The sequence below is a fragment of the Streptococcus sp. DD11 genome (assembly GCF_001578865.1).
In the GTDB taxonomy this organism is placed as follows: Bacteria; Bacillota; Bacilli; order Lactobacillales; family Streptococcaceae; genus Streptococcus; species Streptococcus panodentis.
The window spans coordinates 556,953-558,238 of sequence record NZ_KQ969393.1 but is presented as its reverse complement, the minus strand read 5'-3'; the positions used below and the strand labels follow the sequence as shown (position 1 = coordinate 558,238).

The window sequence follows — 1,286 nt, the reverse complement described above, 5'->3', positions numbered from 1 at the left end:
ACTTTCTGGATTTTCTTGTAGAGTTCATAGCGCTTGTCTTCGCTTTTATCTTTCCGGTACATGCTCAGCCCTCCCAGCGCTTGGCCTCTTCCACATCGCGCTTTTCTATTTTTGCGGCAATTTCTGGGAATTTATTAGCTTGCGTGAGAACAGCCGCACTAAAGTCAGAAACCGCCTGCAGCATTTGATTGCAGGCCTGACGACCGTTTTCACTCTCAGCAATCTCCGTCGTATAGTTAAACGCGACTTGTTTGTGCCGCTTGTCGCTGGTATCAACACCTACCAGCTCATTGACGGCATTCTGAGCAGAGATAGTGTTTGGCTTGATTTTTCCATAGACTAGATAGTCCTTGGAAATTTCATATATTTATAACAAATCTCTCACCAAAAATTATAAAAGTATTCTGAATGCCAACTGTGCTTTTTCATCCTTCCTTGACATAAACCAGCTCTTGCTCACTGGACAGATCTGGTCGGTAGGCAAAGCCGGCAAAGTTCAGTGTCTTCATTTGCTCTGCTTCGGTTACTTGATTCTCTATCAGAGCTGTCAGAAAGTCGCCGCGCGCTTTCTTGGAAATGGTCGAGTGGACCTTTAGCTGGCCGGCTCGGTCTTCTAAAAACTTAAAGCAGATCATACGCTGGCGGACTGCCTTTGAAAAGACTGTTTCAAACTCGCTGGAGAGGAGAGAAAATACCGCCTCTTCTTCTGCCAGAGCTTGGTCATAGGCTGTTTTCCAAAAAGTCTTGAGGCTTTTTCCGTCTGGCTTAAGCGGCATCATAAAATCCAGGCGGTGGGGCGCGATGGGCTCCAAGGCCGGAAGGATACCATAAAGGGCCGACGTGATGGCAAGATGCTTCTGGATATACTGCCTTTCTGCCGCGCTGTAACCCTCTCTCTTGATATGGCGGTACATGAGACCGTCAAAGAGATAAAGGGCTGGCGCATGCTGTGCTTTCCCCTCTCGCAAAGCCTGAATGGCCACAAACTCAAGGGCAGCCCGCTCCGGAGATATTTTGTAAAACTGAGCCAAGTCAGCAGCTGAAAAAGCGGCCAGCTGATCCAGAATGGTCTGGGTCTGCTGGGAAAGCGGCTTGGCAGCAGCCGGCTCAGCAGACAGATTTAGCTCCTTAGCGGTTGGAATCAGTATTTTCATGATAATTTTCCTTTTTCTTCAGTGAATATGGCTGCTGGCCCATTTCCCCCACCGGCTTTGCAGCAAGCAGCTGCCGATGACAAAGCCCAGCAGATTGGTCAGGATGTCGCCCAGATCAAAAATGCCTAGATG

At 48.6% G+C, this 1,286-nt stretch carries 2 protein-coding genes and 1 pseudogene; all 3 read right to left on the bottom strand.

Features of this window, described 5'->3' with window-relative positions; translation table 11 throughout:
- Nucleotides 1–64: 64 nt before the first annotated feature.
- Complete coding sequence (locus STRDD11_RS14260; protein ID WP_128836344.1) at nucleotides 65–358, bottom strand: TIGR04197 family type VII secretion effector; 294 nt, start codon at nucleotides 356–358, stop codon at nucleotides 65–67.
- A 67-nt stretch (nucleotides 359–425) separates the two neighbouring features.
- A complete protein-coding gene (gene yaaA, locus STRDD11_RS05965) occupies nucleotides 426–1,154 on the bottom strand; it encodes a peroxide stress protein YaaA (RefSeq protein ID WP_128836261.1) in 729 nt (242 codons plus the stop codon).
- Nucleotides 1,155–1,172: 18 nt separating this feature from the next.
- Nucleotides 1,173–1,286 (bottom strand): annotated as a pseudogene (locus STRDD11_RS14255) (VanZ family protein); the annotation flags it as partial.